At 71.4% G+C, this 15,335-nt stretch carries 15 protein-coding genes; 8 read left to right on the top strand and 7 right to left on the bottom strand.

The window, feature by feature from the left end; translation table 11 throughout:
- Positions 1-61: 61 nt before the first annotated feature.
- Positions 62-496: a winged helix-turn-helix transcriptional regulator gene (locus ACTMTJ_RS05180; protein WP_441214894.1), complete on the top strand. Its 435-nt coding sequence runs from the start codon at positions 62-64 to the stop codon at positions 494-496.
- A gap of 117 nt (positions 497-613) precedes the next feature.
- On the opposite strand, the gene ACTMTJ_RS05175 is transcribed toward ACTMTJ_RS05180, so the two are convergent.
- Both ACTMTJ_RS05175 and ACTMTJ_RS05170 read right to left on the bottom strand, forming a co-directional pair.
- The gene (locus ACTMTJ_RS05175) at positions 614-2,767 is read right to left on the bottom strand and encodes a peptidase M6 immune inhibitor A (protein ID WP_441214893.1); all 2,154 of its coding nucleotides are present in this window, start codon (positions 2,765-2,767) and stop codon (positions 614-616) included.
- Positions 2,768-2,842: 75 nt separating this feature from the next.
- A complete protein-coding gene (locus tag ACTMTJ_RS05170) occupies positions 2,843-4,603 on the bottom strand; it encodes a VanW family protein (RefSeq protein WP_441214892.1) in 1,761 nt (586 codons plus the stop codon).
- Between the two features lie 129 nt (positions 4,604-4,732).
- Here ACTMTJ_RS05170 and ACTMTJ_RS05165 point away from each other — a divergent pair, with 129 nt between their 5' ends.
- Positions 4,733-5,230: a DinB family protein gene (locus ACTMTJ_RS05165; protein WP_441214891.1), complete on the top strand. Its 498-nt coding sequence runs from the start codon at positions 4,733-4,735 to the stop codon at positions 5,228-5,230.
- 29 nt (positions 5,231-5,259) lie between these two features.
- A complete protein-coding gene (locus tag ACTMTJ_RS05160) occupies positions 5,260-6,615 on the top strand; it encodes a YibE/F family protein (RefSeq protein WP_441214890.1) in 1,356 nt (451 codons plus the stop codon).
- Here the strand turns inward: ACTMTJ_RS05160 and ACTMTJ_RS05155 are convergent.
- The 3 genes from ACTMTJ_RS05155 to ACTMTJ_RS05145 all read right to left on the bottom strand — a co-directional run bounded on the left by ACTMTJ_RS05155 (position 6,517) and on the right by ACTMTJ_RS05145 (position 11,776).
- Positions 6,517-9,258, bottom strand: coding sequence for an ATP-binding protein (locus ACTMTJ_RS05155; protein ID WP_441214889.1), 2,742 nt, complete (start codon positions 9,256-9,258; stop codon positions 6,517-6,519). The genes ACTMTJ_RS05160 and ACTMTJ_RS05155 overlap by 99 nt on opposite strands.
- A complete protein-coding gene (locus ACTMTJ_RS05150; protein WP_441214888.1) occupies positions 9,225-9,428 on the bottom strand; it encodes a hypothetical protein in 204 nt (67 codons plus the stop codon). The genes ACTMTJ_RS05155 and ACTMTJ_RS05150 overlap by 34 nt, the downstream gene beginning before the upstream one ends.
- A gap of 410 nt (positions 9,429-9,838) precedes the next feature.
- Positions 9,839-11,776 carry a PPC domain-containing protein gene (locus ACTMTJ_RS05145; RefSeq protein WP_441214887.1) on the bottom strand — a complete coding sequence of 646 codons (1,938 nt, stop codon included), beginning with the start codon at positions 11,774-11,776 and terminating at the stop codon, positions 9,839-9,841.
- Between the two features lie 168 nt (positions 11,777-11,944).
- Between ACTMTJ_RS05145 and ACTMTJ_RS05140 the strand changes: the two genes are divergently transcribed.
- Genes ACTMTJ_RS05140 through ACTMTJ_RS05125 form a run of 4 tightly spaced genes read left to right on the top strand, consistent with a single transcriptional unit; the run spans position 11,945 to position 13,614 of the window.
- Positions 11,945-12,208: a hypothetical protein gene (locus ACTMTJ_RS05140; protein WP_441214886.1), complete on the top strand. Its 264-nt coding sequence runs from the start codon at positions 11,945-11,947 to the stop codon at positions 12,206-12,208.
- A 9-nt stretch (positions 12,209-12,217) separates the two neighbouring features.
- Positions 12,218-12,589: a VOC family protein gene (locus ACTMTJ_RS05135; RefSeq protein ID WP_441214885.1), complete on the top strand. Its 372-nt coding sequence runs from the start codon at positions 12,218-12,220 to the stop codon at positions 12,587-12,589.
- A 33-nt stretch (positions 12,590-12,622) separates the two neighbouring features.
- Entirely contained in the window at positions 12,623-12,985 is a 363-nt protein-coding gene (locus ACTMTJ_RS05130) for an ArsR/SmtB family transcription factor (protein WP_441214884.1), read from the top strand.
- Complete coding sequence (locus tag ACTMTJ_RS05125; protein WP_441214883.1) at positions 12,982-13,614, top strand: SRPBCC family protein; 633 nt, start codon at positions 12,982-12,984, stop codon at positions 13,612-13,614. Before ACTMTJ_RS05130 ends, ACTMTJ_RS05125 begins: the two co-directional genes overlap by 4 nt.
- Here the strand turns inward: ACTMTJ_RS05125 and ACTMTJ_RS05120 are convergent.
- Complete coding sequence (locus tag ACTMTJ_RS05120) at positions 13,599-13,988, bottom strand: MmcQ/YjbR family DNA-binding protein (protein ID WP_441214882.1); 390 nt, start codon at positions 13,986-13,988, stop codon at positions 13,599-13,601. The two genes, ACTMTJ_RS05125 and ACTMTJ_RS05120, sit on opposite strands and share 16 nt — an antisense overlap.
- Before the next feature lie 87 nt (positions 13,989-14,075).
- On the opposite strand from ACTMTJ_RS05120, the gene ACTMTJ_RS05115 reads away from it, so the two are divergent.
- The gene (locus ACTMTJ_RS05115; RefSeq protein WP_441214881.1) at positions 14,076-14,660 is read left to right on the top strand and encodes a carboxymuconolactone decarboxylase family protein; all 585 of its coding nucleotides are present in this window, start codon (positions 14,076-14,078) and stop codon (positions 14,658-14,660) included.
- A 111-nt stretch (positions 14,661-14,771) separates the two neighbouring features.
- Here ACTMTJ_RS05115 and ACTMTJ_RS05110 read toward each other — a convergent pair whose 3' ends face one another.
- Positions 14,772-15,044: a hypothetical protein gene (locus tag ACTMTJ_RS05110; protein ID WP_441214880.1), complete on the bottom strand. Its 273-nt coding sequence runs from the start codon at positions 15,042-15,044 to the stop codon at positions 14,772-14,774.
- Between the last annotated feature and the right edge of the window lie 291 nt (positions 15,045-15,335).

Raw genomic sequence — 15,335 nt, 5'->3', positions numbered from 1 at the left:
ACTCGAATGCTTGTCGGTTCCCTCTTGTAACCATTCGAATCCTGCGGCAACATCAGAAGGCATGGAAGAAGGCACTTCGAAGTCACTTAGTCGCTGCGACGTCACCGACGACGACTCCGACCCCTTCCAGTGGGACACCCGGGAGGACTGCGAGGTCCGCCAGATCCTCGACCGGGTCGCCGACAAGTGGTCGCTGCTGGTCATCGCGCTGCTGGAGCGGCGCACGCTGCGCTTCACCGAGCTGCGCCACGAGATCGACGGGATCAGCCAGCGCATGCTCACCGTGACCCTGCGCCAGCTGGAGCGCGACGGCCTGGTCCGGCGCACCGTCTACCCGGTGGTGCCCCCGAAGGTGGAGTACGCGCTGACCGACCTGGGCTGCACCCTGCACGAGACGATCAAGTCGCTGGTCACCTGGACCGAGGAGCACCAGGAGGAGATCGCCGCGGCCCGCGCCGCCTACGACCGCCGGGAGGCCGCCACCACGGGGATTTGAGCTGCCGCGATGTCCGTCGTGGTCCAGACCGTTGCTCCCGCGGCCTCGCCCTTCGCGGTTGGTCGAAGCTGGAGCAGTAGGTGGGGCGCCACCCGCGCGGGATGGCGCCCCTGGGGCTCAGGCCGCGGGCGCCGCGCCGCCGGGCTGGCGCTCGCCGTTCACCGTCAGCGTGTACGGGGCGTACTGGCCGACCTGCTCGGTCGGCTCGTCGTAGGCCACGATCGCGACCACCTTCGGGAAGAGCTTCAGCGCGGCCAGCCGCACCGGGTCGAGCCGCACCGCGCGCCGCCCGTCGACCTCCACCTGCACCGCCACCTTCCGCTTCGCGTCGAGGCCGACCAGGCGCAGGTTCCAGTTGTGCGTCTCGGTCGCCCGGATCTCGGTGGGCGAGTCGAACGCGGCCAGGCTCGCGCCGTCGCTGACCAGCGTGCCGCCGAGCCGGACGTCGTCGACAAGCAGGCCGCCCTCGTTGACGCCGGCGTCGCTCACGTACCGGAAACCGAGCAGCACGGTCTTCCCCGCGTACCGGGAAAGGTCGAAGGTGTGTGGTTCGAAGCCGTTGGTCTTCCCGTTGAGCGCCGGCCCGAGCGGGCCCTCGACGGTCTTGTCGCCGGCCACCGGCGTGTACGTCTTCCCGCGGTCGGCGGAGACCATCACGTAGCCGTAGTCGAAGCCCGCCTCGGCGCCGTACTTGGCGAGCAGCCGCAGGGTCGCCCCGCTCGACGGCACGGTGACGGTGGTGACCGCGGCGCTGTCGAGGTCGCTGGCGTTGCCCGACCAGAGCACCGGGTTGTCGCGCCGGTCCGGGTCGTTCTTCACGACGGTCCAGGCGAGGGGGAGCGGCGGCAGCGTGCGAGCGCCGTCGAAGCGGACCGAGCGCAGGTCGCGGCCGGGTACCGCGAGCGGCACGTAATCGGCGCCGTTGGGCGCGGCGCCGGGCGTGGCGTTGACCGCCGGGTTGGCCAGGTTGACCGTCGAGCGGAGGCTTCGGGTGGTGACGCGGCTCTTCGCGACCCCGTAGACACGCCAACCGGGCACGAGCTTGTCGAGCAGCACCATCGACTGGTAGTCGTGGATCACCTCGTACATGTCGCGCACGCCCTCGGCTTTCAGCGCCGCCGCCACGCTCGCCAGCCCTTGACGCTTGCCGTCGCGGTGCAGGCGGGAGATGAGGTCGGTGCCGTACCGGTCGTGGAGGAAGAGCATGAACGAGTACGCGTTGCCGTAGTCGGCGAGCGTCGCGTTCGGGTTCGGGCTCTCGCCCCACAGGGTGAGCGAGTTCTCCGGGCCGCCGCAGTCGCGCGGGTTGGTGTTGAAGTCCGTGCGGACCGTGCCGAAGCCCTGGAAGCAGAAGATGTGGCTGTCCGCGCCGCGCTGGTGGACGGTCGCGCGCGCGTCCACGTACCCGGTCAGCGTCTGCGCGAAGTCGGAGAGCCCCTCGTTGACCCACGTGGTCTCGAGCGGGTCCGTGTAGTGCTGGAGCAGGTGCTGCCACTCGTGCGCGAACGTGCCCTCGTACAGGTTGGGCCGGGCCGGCCGGCTGGTGCACACGTCGCCGGTCGGGTCGTTCGGCGGGTTGGGGCCGGTGCGGTGCGCCCAGTCGAACGCGTCGACCGTCATCACGTTGCGGTCGAAGAGGTCGTTGAGCTGCGCGGAGAAGAAGCCGGCCGTGTACGTGGGGTGGGCCGGGAAGTCGTAGAAGTTGTCGTCGCGCACGTTGTCGACGAGCGTGACCGTGCGGTCGCCGGCACCCGTGTACACCCCGCCGGAGCCGTTCGCGTCCGGCCCGAGCTGGGCGTTCGTGCCGTCCCGGTCCGGCGGGGTGCTGAAGGCCGCGGTCTCCTTCGGGTACATGTTGGTGTCGAACTCGTCGACCAGGTGCGCCACCTGCGCGTCGGTGACCCGCGTCGCGCCCGGCACCTTGGCGCGGCAGTCGCCGGCGGGGAAGGCGAGGTCGTTGGCGACCCACACCTCGATGTGCCGGCCGACGCCGCGCAGCGTGTAGTCCTTGCGGTAGATCTCGCCCTTGACGTCGTCGAGGCCTAGCCACTGCCGTGTGGTGCCGACGGGCGGGGTCTGTGCGGCGGCCCGCGCGCGTGCCTTCGGTACGTCCCCGCGCCCGCCGTCGAGCGTGAAGCGCTTGTGGGTCAGCTCCCGCGTGTCGTCCGCCGGCGCCGGCCACGGTTGGGCCGGCGCCGCCGAGGCCGGGAGGACGGACAGCGGCAGGAGCAGAGCGGTGGCGGCGGCTGCGACGACGCGGCTGCGAGCCATGGATCCCCCTTCGGATACCGGACGATGTGGACCGTCACGGTGGGAGATCTTATTTCAGGGTATGTCCGAAATAGTCTAACTGGGTGCTTTGTCGCAGATGAAGCGTGGTTCGGCCTGGTACGTCCAGCTGAACTTCTCCCGCTTGGTCTCCTTGCCGTCCTTGCGGAAGACCCGCCACGCGTCCTGGCTGAAGCCGGGCAGCCCGCTCGTCTCGATGCAGTCCGGACCGGGTTCCAGGTACTTCGTCTGCGGGCTCGTCGGGTTGCGCCGCGGCCCCCACTCCGTCTTCACGCTGTCGTAGATCTTCGTGCTCCAGATCGACACGGTGATCGTGCTCGACGTGTACGAGGTGTCGATGAGCACCCCGTACGGCGTGTTGTTGCGGAACCGGAAGTCCAGCGCCGGCGGGTAGATCGTCGACTCGATGACCGCGGGGTAGCGGCTGAAGTAGTACGAGTGCGGCTTGTGCTCGACGTCTTCGAGACCGGCGTAGTAGGTGGCGTTGAAGAGCGTGGTCACGAACTGCGAGACGCCGCCGCCCGCGCCCGGCACGAGCTTGCCGCCCACGATCGTCGGCGCGTCCTTGTACCCCTGCGGGTAGCTGCGCTCGCCGGTGTGCGTGTTGAGCGAGAACGTCTTGCCCGGCAGCACGAACGCGCCCTTGGTCTCCTTCGACACCAGCACGATGTTCTGGCTGCGCGGCGAGGAGAGCCCGCCGGGAAACTTCGTGGTGAAGGTCGAGACCTTCTCCTTGACGCCGAGCTTGGCCACGGCCTCCTCGGTGACCTTCGGCTTCGCGGTGGCCAGCGTGCCGGCGACGGTGCGGCCGTCGGTCTTGGGTAGCACGGCGAGCAGGTCGGTGCTGAGCTTGGCGGTGTCGAGGCGGTGGCCGTCGACGCCGGGCACGACCGCCGGCTTGCCGGCCTTGAGCGCGATCGTCGCGTCCTTCGCCTCGACCTCGACCTTGGCGAGCGGGCCGGCGAGCGCCGCGCGCAGCTTCTTCTCGTCGACCCGAGGGTTGATCTTGCCGGTCTTGTCGGCGGTGAGCACCAGGCTCTTCGCGATCGCGGCCGGCGGCACGGTCACGGCGCCGCGGTCGGTGGTCACGGTCACCGGCCCCGCCACCGCGGGCTTGGCCAGGTCGGCGACGAGCTTGTCGACCTCTTCGGCGGAGGTCGCGGGGTGGATGTCGACCAGCGGCACCGGTACCGGGTGGATGCCGAGCCAGCCCTCGCGCAGCGCCTGCGCGGACTTTTCCCCGTCGATGCCCTTGCCGGGCTTGGGGTGCACCGCCTTCGGCGTCGTGCCGGAGAACGTCACGGCCGGCATCCGCATCGCCTGCGCGTCCTTGCCGAGCGCGGCGCGCAGCACCCCGTCGGCCTTCGCCGCGTCGACGGTGATCACCGGTGCCACCTCGCGCGAGCCGAAGAGCCGGCGCAACGGCCCGCCGCCGCTCTCCGCGGCCGCCGCCACCGTGGCGTCGACGTCGACGCCCAGCCCCACGTCGGCCGGCTTGATCTCCACGACCCGCTCGCCCAGCCGCACCGGCAACGGCGCCTCGAGGCGCTCGGCCTGGCCGGCGAGCCCGGCGCGCAGCGCGGCCGCCGCGTCCGCCTTGCTCTTCGCGCCCAGCTCGACGCCGAGCACCTTCGTGCCGCGCGGCACCTCGCCCGAGTACGCGTAAGCGGCGGAACCGCCGGCGGCGAGGAGCACGGCCGCGGTGATCCCGCCCGCGAGGAAGATCCGCTTCCGGCTCCGCCGCGGCTCCGGCGTGCCCACCGCGGTGAACTGCACGGTGGGGGCGTCCTCGGCGAACTGTCTCGGTGGCTGGGTCACGCCGGCAGATGCTACGCGACGCGCGAGCCGCTCGGGGCGACACACATCGATGGAGTACGGGCGGTGAGCGCGGCATCACACCCTGAAATGCCCGTGAGTGTGTCGGTGGGTGCTGTTAACGTCCGCGCTGTGACGAAATCGGTGCCGTATACCGGCGGTGAGAAGGAAAGCCTCCAGGCCAGCCTCGACCGCCATCGCGAGGTCGTGCTCTGGAAGGTCGAAGGCCTCGACGACGAGCGCCTGCGGCGCCGCCTGACCCCCTCGGGCACCAACCTGCTCGGCCTTGTCAAGCACCTCGCGGCCAACGAGTACGGATGGTTCTGCCAGACGTTCGGGCGGGAGACCGAGCCGCTGCCGTTCGACGACGACGATCCCGAGGCCGACCTGCGGGTCGAGCCGGGGGAGAGCACCGCCGACGTGCTCGCCTTCTACGCCCGGTCCCGCGCGGCGGCCGACCGGGTGATCGCCGAGCTCGACCTCGACGACGTGGGCACGGCGTGGTTCGGCGAGGCGGTGACGATGCGGTGGGCGCTGATCCACATGATCGAGGAGACCGCCCGCCACACCGGCCACATGGACATCGTGCGTGAGCTCCTCGACGGCGCCACCGGCGACCACCGCGACTGATCGCGGGCCGGAAACGATAGTTTGGCGCGATGGACGCGCACCACCACCAGCACAGTGGGGATCGGCCACACCACCAGCGGGCGGGGCGCACCGCGCTGATCGTGCTCGCCTGCGCGGCGGTCGTGACGATCGTGGCGATGGTGCTCCTGTGGCCGCGCGGCGACGTCGGCGCCGACCAGCAGAGCGACGAGCCGCAGGTCACCGGTGACGTGGTCGCGGTCGCGATCACGCCGTGCCCGGAGCTGCCCGACCAGCCGCAGGTCACGCCGAAGGGCGGCCCGCAGCAGTGCGGCACGGTCACGATCAAGCTGACGTCCGGGCCCGAAAAGGGCCGGCAGATCGAGACCGACCTGCCGCGCGGCCCGGGCTCGCCGGAGATCGGCCAGGGCGACCACCTCACGCTGATCCACACCGAGGGCACGGCCAGCGGCGTCGACTACCAGATCCTCGACCACCAGCGGGGCACCGGGCTGTGGGTGCTCGCCGTCGCGTTCGCGCTCGCGGTCGTGGCCTTCGGGCGGTGGCGAGGGCTGGCGGCGCTCGGCGGGCTCGCCGTCACGTTCGGGGTGCTGCTGTTCTTCATCGTGCCGGCGATCCTCGACGGGCGTTCGCCGCTGCTCGTCGCGGTCGTGGGCTCGGCCGCGATCATGCTGTCGGTGCTGTACCTGACGCACGGCTTCACGGTGCCGACGACCGTGGCGGTGGTCGGCACGCTCGCCAGCCTCACGCTCACCGGCCTGCTCGCCGCCGGCGCCACCGCCGCGTTGCACCTGACGGGGGTGGGCACCGAGGAGACCAACTTCCTGACGATCGTGTACACCGACGTGAACATGCAGGGTCTGCTGCTGGCCGGCATCCTGATCGGCTCGCTCGGCGTGCTCGACGACGTGGCGGTCACCCAGGCGGTGACGGTCAGCGAGCTGGCGCACGCCAACCCGGCGCTGCCGGCGACCCGCCTCTACCGGGCGGCGGCGCGGGTCGGTCGGGCACACATCACCTCGGTGATCAACACGCTCGTGCTGGCGTACGCGGGTGCCTCGCTGCCGCTGCTGATCCTGCTCGCCGCCGGCAACGCGCCGCTGGGCGAGGCGCTCACCTCGCAGATGCTCGCCCAGGAGATCGTCCGCAGCGTGGTCGGCACGATGGGCCTGATCGCCGCGGTGCCGCTGACCACGGCGCTGGCCGCGTTCGCGGCGACCCGCCGGCCCCGTGCGCCGAAGCCGGCGGCACCCGCGGCGCCCGCACCGCGCCGGCGGCGCGGCATGGACGTGAGCAGCGACGAGTGGCTAGGTGGAGCGGCCGACGGCGTCGGCGACCTCCGTCCGGGACGACACGCCCAGCTTCCGGAGGATGTTGGAGACGTGCACGGCGGCGGTCTTCGGTGAGATGTAGAGCCGGCGGGCCAGCTCGGTGTTGGTCAGCCCGTCGCTGATCAGCAACGCCACCTCCCGCTCGCGCGGGGTCAGCGCCGCCACCCCGGTCACCGCGGGTGCCGCGTCGGCGGGAGCGAGGCCGAGCATCGCGCGCGCCTGCTCCAGCTGCGCCACCCGCCAGCCACCCCACGAGGCGAGCAGGGCCGCGGCCGCCTCGACCTGGGCCGTGGCCTCCGCGCGGCGGTCGGCGGCCAGCAGGCAGCGGGCCGCGCCGAGCCGCACGGTGCCGCGGGTCGAGGGCGGCAGGATGTCGGCGTCCACGATGGACAGATAGCCGGTCAGCGCGTCGGCGTGCCGGCCCCGCGCCTCGGCGATCTGCGCGTCGACGAGCACGCGGTAGGCGTCCCAGCTGGTGTGGTCGAGCAGCACGGCGGCCATCTCGTCGAGCCGCTCCAGCGGCAGCCCCAGCTCCAGCGCGGCGGAGACGAGGTCGTGTGCCTGCTCGCCGCTGTGCCAGGTCTGCTTGGCCATCTCGGCGAGTAGCACGTCCAAAGTGGACTCGGCGGTCGCCCGGTCGCCGCGCCGGCAGGCGAGGTGGAACGTGAGGCCGGGCAGCGATGTCTTCGGCAGGCGGGGCACGGCGGCCAGCTCCGCGATCACCTTCTCGACGTTGTCGAGCTCGCCCGCCTCCAGGTAGAGGCCGGCGAGGAAGACGCCGTGGTAGTCGGCCCGCCGGCCGTGGCGCAGGAACCCGCGATCCTGCTCGCGCCCCTCTTCGAGGGCCTCGATGCCGGCCTCGAGGTCGCCGGCGCGCATCGCGAGGCGGGCCCGGCCCTGGAAGTAGCCGGCGACCGCGAGCGACTCGAAGCCGGCCCGCTCGGCGTCGGTGCGCATCCGCTCCAGCACCTCGGCGAACTCGGCCGGCGACTCGGGCGGCTCGCCCTGCACGAGGTTGCTCAGCGCGCGGGCGGCCAGGACCCACTCGCCGGCCTTCTCCGCCTCGTCGACCATGCCGGAGAGGATCGCCCGCCCCTCGGCGGCGCGGGCCGGCACCTCGACGAGCGCCGAGCCCTTTTCGACGAGGGCGGCGAGGCGGACCTGCGGCAGGTCGAACTCCTCGGCCAGCTCCATCGCCCGCTCGGTCCAGCGCATCGTGGCCGGCAGGTCGTCGCGCAGCATCGAGGACTGGGCGATCGCGGTCATCGCGCGGGCCTGGTCGGCGCCGGGCGGCAGCTCCTCGATCAGCGTCTCGATCTCGCGGGTCAGGTCGCCCATCTCGTCCCACTCGCGGGACTCCCAGGCGAGGCGGACCAGCAGGTAGAGCGACTCGGCGCGGTCGGTGGTCGAGGCGGCCACGTCGCGCCAGCCGCGCCCGTATCGCACAGCGTCGTCGAGCAGCCCGGCCAGCCAGGCGGCGCGGGCGGCGGCGGAGAGCAGCTCCGGGTCTTCGGGCACCTCCTCCAGCCCCATCTCGGCGAGCTGGAGCGCCTGGTACGCGGAGCCGATCGACAGGTAGAGCGCGGCACCGCGGCGGGCGGCGGCCACCATGTCGTCGTACCGCCCGGCGCCGCGGGCGTGGTGGGCGAGCATGGCCGGGTCGGACGAGCCGGCGGCGAGCAGCGCCTCCAGCGCGGCCTCGTGCAGCCGGCGCCGCTGGCGGCCGAGCATCTGGTCGGCGATCGCCTCGCGGAACAGCGCGTGCCGGAACGCGAACTCGTCTTCCCCGGACTCCACCAGCACGCCCCGGGTGACCAGGTCGCGCAGCACCTGGATCAGCTCGTTTTCGGTGGCGCCGGTGACGCCGGCGAGCAGGTCGAACGGGATGCGCTGGCCGAGCACCGCGGCCGCCTCCACGACGCCGTGGCTGACCCGGTCGAGGTCGTCGGTCTGGCGGCGGAGCAGGTCGGCGAGGCTCCACGGCAGCGGCTGGTCGACGATGTCGTCGAGCTGGCAGCCGGGCATGCTGCGCAGCAGCTCCTCCAGGAAGAACGGGTTGCCGCCGGTGCGGTGGTGCAGCGCGGTCGCCGCGCGCATCGGCACCGGCCCGCCGGTCGCGGCCGCGAGCAGCGCCGCCGTCTGCGAGGGGGTGAGCCGGTCGAGGCGCACGTGCGAGACGGTGTGCCGCCGCTCCAGGCGGGCGAGCAGCCCGGCCACCGGCTGCCGCCGGGTCACCTCGTCGGGCCGGTAGGTGCCGACCAGCAGGCGCGGCCCGCGCTGGTCGGCGATCCGCTCGAACAGCGCGGCGCTCTCCGAGTCGGCCCAGTGCAGGTCTTCGAAGACGATGACGGCGGGGGAGTCGCCGACCAGGTCGGCGAGGATCGCGAGGCCGGTGTGCAGCCGCTCGACCGGGCTGCGTTTGGGGTCGCCGAGCGCGGCAAGCTGCTCCTCGTCGACCTCGGCGCGGCCGTCGATCGCGTCGAGCAGCACCTCGTACGGCCGGGACAGCGAGCCGGGCTCGGCCTGCCCGACCAGCACGACGGTCTCCGGCGGCAGCGCGTCGAGCAGCTCCTGCACCAGGCGGGTCTTGCCGATGCCGGGCTCGCCGGCGATCACGGCGACGGCGGGCACGCGCGCCGACGCGAGCTGCGCCAGTCGGCGCAGCTCGCGTTCGCGCCCGATCATCACCGGGCTGGCACCGCCACGGACGGCTCGCACGAGGCCAGCGTACCGGCGGGCTGCCCCCGCACGGGCGCCGCTTGGCGTGCGCGGCGGGCCCGGAGCGCCTTGCGCGCGGAGGCCAGCAGCCGCCCCCGGTCGCCCTCGGCGACGAGCTCGCGGTGGCGGGCGTTGGCCTGGGTCAGAAACTGGTCCGGGTGCATGAACATCGTTTTCTCCCTCGTGGTTTCCCTCGTACCGCTGATGTGTCCATCCTCGGCCGGTAAGGGGTGCGACCACATCGGGAGCGCTTGCGTATCTTGGCCCCTCCGGGGGCCTTACCCAGCGCCCGGAGCAGGCGTAAGGAGGCGCTAGGTATACCTAGATCAACCCGGACGTCCTTAGCCAGCGATCGCGTCCGTCGTTGCTCACGCTCACCCCTAGCGTCACGCAGCCGGGCCCCACGGGGCCCGGCTGCGTGGGCTGTCGACCTGCCCGCACAGACGGGGCAGGGGAGCGGCGTGTGCGTGGCGAATTCTGGCCCCTGGAGGGGCCACTTTTCGCCACGGACGGCCGAAGATCTGGTTATGGGTGAGCCGGAGCCCAGATGTTCCTGGGCTCCGGCTCAGTTTGACCAAAATCAGCTGGTGACGCCGAAGACGATGCGGCTGAGGGTGTCCTCCGTGCCGGTGAAGCCCTCACCCGGGTTGAAGACGTCCTCGCCGAAGTCGACGTCGGTGTCGTCCTCGGTGCCGCCGACGTTGTCCGGCCCCACCGCGAACATGACCGGGAAGTTGCCGCCCTGGTCCATGAGGTTGGGGATGTCGTTGAACTGGTCGACGTGCCAGTCGCCGAAGAAGTGCCCGGCCTCGTGCGAGACCACGTTGCCGAGCGCCCGCCCGACGAAGGCCACCTTGTCGCTGGCCGGCGTGATGTAGGTGTTCAGCGAGGCGTCGTCACCGGCCGGGTCGCTGAGGATGTCGAGGAGCACGAGCGCGGTCTCCTCGGTCTCGAAGTTGCCCGGGTCGATGGTCTGCGCGATGCCGATCGTCGGCACACCCGACTCGTCGATCGTGCCGCCGACGACGATGCGGCTCACGTTCTCCTGTCCGAACGTGTCCCGGTGGTCGCGGCTGTTCTTGATCTGGAGCCGGAAGCGGCTGTTGAGGCCGCTGGCCTGGAGGTCGCTCTTGAGGTTTTCGGTCACCGTGGCGATCACGGCGTCGATCACCGCGTCCTCGTCGGCGCGGGTCAGGCCCCACCGGCCGAGGAACGCCTCGAACGGGCTCAGCGTCCGCACGCCCGGCCCGCCGAACGGTGCGGTGTTGACCCGCGCGCCGTCGAAGTCGAGGAAGAGCGTCTGCACCGGCGGCGTCGCGCCTTCCAGGGTCGGCCGGTGCGCCTCGACGGTCACGTCGTACGTGCCGCTGCCGGAGGTCACCGCGACGTAGTGCCAGCCGGCCGTCTCGGCGACGTAGTCGACGACCGCGTTGCCGCCGCCGGGGAGCGGGGTGTCGACCGGGAAGATGAACGAGGCGTCCTGGGTGGAGCCCTGCACCTCGCGCGGCACCGTGTCGTACACGGCCAGGCGCGCGGCGCTGCCGGACACCGTGGCGCCGAGCACGTCGCCCTTGCGCAGCCGCACCGCGAAGAAGTCGAAGTCCGACTGGCCCACCAGGATCGTCAAGTTGTACGGCCCCTCGCTCTCCGCGCCGCTGCCGCTGCCCGAGTCGAACGGGTCGTCCGGCAGGGTCAGGAACCCGGTGACGAAGAGGTAGTAGGTGCCCGACTCGGTGAACTGGAAGTTGAGCAGGCTGTCGAAGCTGACGCCGTCGTCGTCGGCGGTGGCGATGATCTCGCCCTCCGCGTCGAGCAGCAGCAGGATCGAGTCGAGCTCCTCGGTGGTGGTGTCGATGTCGGCGGTGATGCTGTCGCCGGCCGTGGCGGTCAGCTTGTACACGTCGAAGTCACCGGAACCGGAGCCGGCGCTGCCGTGCGGGCCGTCGCCGACCACGCCCGAGGTCCGGATGCCGTCGCGGGTCTCACCGATGCCGGTGTCGCCGGCGAGCGGGATCGAGCCGTCGTCCTCGGTGTTGGGGTCGACGTCCTCGGCGCTCACCGGCTCGGGCGAGAGGGTGCCGAGCACGCGGGCCGCGGGGTTCTGGCCGGTGTTGGTGCCGAAGCCGGGGACCCGCTGCGCGGTGGCCGGAGTGTCGTTGGAGCCGCGCACGCCGGTCGGCTCGTCCTCGTCGACCAGGATCGGCGCGGCCGCGAGCGCCCGCTGCTGTGTCTTCGCCTTCGTCTTCGCCCGCTCCTTGCCCTGCGCGGCCAGGTACCTGTCCCAGCCGGAGAGGTCCGCGGCGGCGGGGTCGGGCAGGAGCGCGAGGTACGGGTTGGCCCCGGCGGGCTTGGCGTTGGCCGTCTTGCTCTTCGCGGTCGACTTGGGTGCGACCTGGAGGCCGTTCGCCAGTGCCTTCTTGGTGTCCACATCCGGGTTGGCCCGCGCGGCGGCTCCACCCGGTGCGAGTGTGACAGCCGCCAGTAAGCAGGCAGCGACCATCGCGATGCGTCGACGCATACTTCTCCCCCAATCGATCCGGCGGGGCCCCCGCCCCGTCGGCATCGGCGACCCTACCCACAATGGACGCGAATAGATAGATCCGTGGATTCTTCGCGAGTTCCGATGAGTTCGCCGGAGCCGGGTAGTCCTACTCCTTGAAGGCTTGTTACCGAGGAGGAGAGTCCGATGAACATCACGATCGACCCGCTGACCGCCGCCCGCGCCGAGGCTCTTTTCACCAGCCACATTTCCGCCGGCTCCACCCCGTCCTACGCGGACGTCGACGCCGCCATCCGCACCGCGATCCGCTCACACGGTGGAACGCGTGGCGTGGCCGCCGACGTGGCCGCGGCCTACGGCGACCACCCCGAGACCGCCGCCCCACGCATGCGTTGGGCACGGTGTGTGGTCGATCAGCTGTACGGATCACGGATGGCATACGCGAGATAGGAGAACACCATGTTCGAAAGCGCCAAGGCGTTCAGCGGTTTCTCGGTGGACGACATCGCCGCCGCGAAGGCGTTCTACGCCGGCACGCTGGGCCTGAAGGTCACCGAGGAGCACGGCATGCTCACCCTCCACATCGAGGGCGGATCGCAGATCCTGGTCTACCCGAAGGAAAACCACACGCCCGCCACGTTCACAATCCTCAACTTCCCGGTCGGCGACGTCGACAAGGCGGTGGACGACCTCGCCGCGCGGGGCGTCTCGACGCTCCGCTACGACGACTTCCCCCAGGACGACAAGGGCGTCATGCGCGGCAACGGGCCCGCGATCGCGTGGTTCGCCGACCCGGCCGGCAACGTGCTGTCGGTGCTGGAGCAGTCTTGACTTATATAAGCGGCGGCTGGCATAGTCTGGCCCGTGCACGCGTTCGACGTCCTCGGTGACCCCGTGCGCCGCCGCATCCTGGAGCTGCTCGCCGGTGGCGAGCTGACCTCCGGGGCGGTCACGGAGGTGATCCGGGCCGAGTTCGGGATCTCCCAGCCCGCTGTCTCGCAGCACCTGCGCGTGTTGCGGGACAGCGGGTTCGCGTCGGTCCGGGCCGAGGGCACCCGCCGGCTCTACGCGGTCGAGCCCGCGCCATTGCGCGAGGTCGACGCGTGGCTGGAGCCGTTTCGCCGGTTCTGGAGCCAGCGACTCGACGCGCTGGCCACCGAGCTGGCGCGGGGCAAGCGCGCACGCCGGACCGAAAGCCTTTCCGACATCGATGGGGATGAGACATGAAGGACCTACTCGACGAGCTGGCCGCCGCACACCGCGAGCTGGGCAAGGGCAGCGTGCCGGCCGGCGAGGCCTACGCGGTGGTGCTCCGCCGGCGGTACGACGCGGAGATCGAAGACGTCTGGGACGCCATCACCACCGCGGAGCGGCTGCGCCGGTGGTTCCTCCCGGTCAGCGGCGACCTGCGGCTCGGCGGGCGATACCAGCTGGAGGGCAACGCCGGCGGCGAGATCCTCCGCTGCGAGCCGCCGCGCCTGCTGAAGGTGTCCTGGCTCTTCGGCCCGGAGGCCGCGGACGGCACCAGCGAGGTGGAGGTGCGGCTGTCGCCCGGCCCGGACGGCGACACCGAGTTCGAGCTGGTGCACGCGGCCGTGGTCGACCCGGTCTTCTTCCCGACGTACGGTCCGGGCGCGACCGGCGTGGGTTGGGATCTCGGCCTGCTCGGCCTTGTCGCGCACCTGGCCGGGGAGAGCCTCGGCGACCCGGCCGAGTTCGAGTCGTCGCCGGAGGCCAAGGAGCTCAGCCGGCGTAGCGCGGCGGCGTGGGGCGAGGCGCATCTGGCGGCGGGCGGCGATCCCGAGGTGGTCGCGGCGGCCGTCGAGGCGACGACGAAGTTCTACGTGCCCTCCTGAAACTGCTTGGCGAGGCGCTTCGGCGCCCTCGCCAGCCACGCCTCCACCACAAGCTCCCGCAGCTCGGCCGTGCCGATGCGCTCCAGCCGCACCAGCACGGCCGGGTACCCGTTGAAGTGCGGTGTCGTGAAGTACACGGACGGGTCGTCCGCGATCAGCGCCTGCTTGGCACCCTCGTCGGGGACCCGGGCGCAGAGGATCGGCCCGTCCGGCGCCGCCTCTCCGAGGGCCGCGAGGTCGCTCTTGCGCAGCGGCCGCTCCCAGACGAAGCCCTTTTCCTTCACCCGCCAGGCACGGGCACCCTCGTACGACTCGTGCTCGTCGGTCTCCGGCAGGTCCAGCGCCAGCCGCCGCACGTCCTCCCAGCTCGCCATAGGGGACAACTTTAGGGCTCATAGGGGGTCCTAGGGGTATATCGTCATAGATGGATCTATGGCCGGGCGCTGTCTGGAGGCGATGGCGTGGTGGTACGCATTCCACCGGTGGAGGAGCCCTTTCCGCCGGAGATCGAGGCCCTGTTCGCCCGCATGATCCCCCCGGGGATCCCGCCGTTACGGGTGGCCCGCACCTTCGCGCGCAACCGGCGGATGGCACACGCCATGAGCGAGTGGATGGGGTATGAGCTGAGCACCGCGCTCAGCGTCGACCTGCGCGCCCGGGAGGTCATCATCGGGCGCACCTGCGCGCTGTGCGGCTGTGAGTACCACTGGGGCCTGCACATGGCGGTCTGGTCGGAGCGGGCCGGCTTTACCGAGGAGCAGATGCGCTCGATGGCGCACGGCTCCAGCGCCGACCCCTGCTGGTGCGAGCCGCGCGACCGGGCCCTGATGGAGCTCGTCGAGCAGCTGCACGAGCACTCCGACGTGGACGACCGGCTCTGGGCCGAGCTGCGCCGCTACTTCGACGAGGGGCAGCTGCTCGACCTGCTCGCGCTCTGCGGCTGGTATCACGCCGTCAGCTTTATCCTGCGGGCCGCCCGCGTGGAGCCGGAGCCGGGCCTGTTTCGCTTTGCGGACGTCGCGGCTCCGTCGCCGATCGACACCTAAGGCCTGGCTCTTGGACCTTGCCTCGCTCTACCGAGATCCACGAGGCAGGGCCTGGGGAGGCCCGGGCCCTGGCGGTCCTCCGCTACCGCCAGAGGCCTGCTCGTCGGGGCCTCAGGGTGCGGCGGTCCGCAGGGGACTGCGCGGTGTCGGGATGTGGTGTGCGTAGGCCGACTCCACCGCCTCGCGGGCCCAGCGCATGCGCGCCGCGGCCTCCTCGGGGTGATCGCCGAACTCCTGCGCCATCCGGGCCAGGCAGGCGGTCTCGCCCAGCCGGGAGATGGTGTGCGCCACCGCCGCGCGCACGTCAGTCGGGTCGGGGTGCTGTGAGTGCTGTAGGTCGGAGGCGAAGAGCGCCTCGCACCTGCAAAGATCCAGCTGATACATGGTTACTGCCCACCAATGCGCCTTCCGCTTCAACGGCTTCCGACTACAAGAGTGTCGCCTTCAGGTATGACACTTTTTCTATACACAGGAGGCGTCGCCACGCCGTCTCGTACGCCCAAAATTCGACAGATCCGTCCGGACCTTCCCAAGATCGTGGGATCTCGCTATGCTCCGAGCCGAGTTTTGATCAGATATCAAACCTTGGAGCGGAATCGTGGGCGACCGGAAGACCACCGGAGAAGGCGGCGGCGCGGGGGAGACCCTGCTGGTCGGCGGGCTGCTGCTGGCGTT

The sequence above is a fragment of the Phytohabitans sp. LJ34 genome, assembly GCF_052068095.1.
Classification (GTDB): domain Bacteria; phylum Actinomycetota; class Actinomycetes; order Mycobacteriales; family Micromonosporaceae; genus Phytohabitans.
Note: the sequence above shows the minus strand (reverse complement) of the source record. Positions and strands in the feature narration are given on the sequence as shown.

What these genes read in the sequence shown, in the direction of transcription:
- ACTMTJ_RS05180 (WP_441214894.1), top strand. Translation starts at nt 62, where the DNA reads ATGGAAGAAGGCACTTCGAAGTCACTTAGTCGCTGCGACGTCACCGAC.
- ACTMTJ_RS05175 (WP_441214893.1), bottom strand. Translation starts at nt 2,767, where the DNA reads ATGGCTCGCAGCCGCGTCGTCGCAGCCGCCGCCACCGCTCTGCTCCTG.
- ACTMTJ_RS05160 (WP_441214890.1), top strand. Translation starts at nt 5,260, where the DNA reads ATGGACGCGCACCACCACCAGCACAGTGGGGATCGGCCACACCACCAG.
- ACTMTJ_RS05150 (WP_441214888.1), bottom strand. Translation starts at nt 9,428, where the DNA reads ATGTTCATGCACCCGGACCAGTTTCTGACCCAGGCCAACGCCCGCCAC.
- ACTMTJ_RS05145 (WP_441214887.1), bottom strand. Translation starts at nt 11,776, where the DNA reads ATGCGTCGACGCATCGCGATGGTCGCTGCCTGCTTACTGGCGGCTGTC.
- ACTMTJ_RS05140 (WP_441214886.1), top strand. Translation starts at nt 11,945, where the DNA reads ATGAACATCACGATCGACCCGCTGACCGCCGCCCGCGCCGAGGCTCTT.
- ACTMTJ_RS05135 (WP_441214885.1), top strand. Translation starts at nt 12,218, where the DNA reads ATGTTCGAAAGCGCCAAGGCGTTCAGCGGTTTCTCGGTGGACGACATC.
- ACTMTJ_RS05125 (WP_441214883.1), top strand. Translation starts at nt 12,982, where the DNA reads ATGAAGGACCTACTCGACGAGCTGGCCGCCGCACACCGCGAGCTGGGC.
- ACTMTJ_RS05120 (WP_441214882.1), bottom strand. Translation starts at nt 13,988, where the DNA reads ATGGCGAGCTGGGAGGACGTGCGGCGGCTGGCGCTGGACCTGCCGGAG.
- ACTMTJ_RS05110 (WP_441214880.1), bottom strand. Translation starts at nt 15,044, where the DNA reads ATGTATCAGCTGGATCTTTGCAGGTGCGAGGCGCTCTTCGCCTCCGAC.